General features: G+C 23.6%; 1 protein-coding gene. It reads right to left on the reverse strand.

Annotated features, from left to right (window positions below; all coding sequences use genetic code 11):
* Window positions 1-71: 71 nt before the first annotated feature.
* A partial coding sequence (locus Q4528_RS14855; protein WP_303522441.1) for a hypothetical protein occupies window positions 72-254 on the reverse strand: 183 nt, incomplete at its 5' end.

Below are 254 nucleotides of genomic sequence, written 5' to 3' on the forward strand. Positions count from 1 at the left end.
AGTTTTTTTTGTTATTGGCTCTCATTTTGAATGTGAACATGATTATTTTGTTAACTTTGATTTTGTTGATATTAAATAGGAAAAAAAAGAATATTTATAAAAATAAAAATCAGAGTACAAATAATAACAAAAATAAAAAAAGCTGCTCCCAAAATAGGTACTAAAATAACATAACCAAAACAATATGATAATACAAAAACTAAACCACCACAAACTACTACTAATGATAAAAAAAATGCAACACGTGCACCAAA

Origin of the sequence: Staphylococcus pasteuri (assembly GCF_030547725.1) — a bacterium.
Taxonomy (GTDB): domain Bacteria; phylum Bacillota; class Bacilli; order Staphylococcales; family Staphylococcaceae; genus Staphylococcus; species Staphylococcus pasteuri.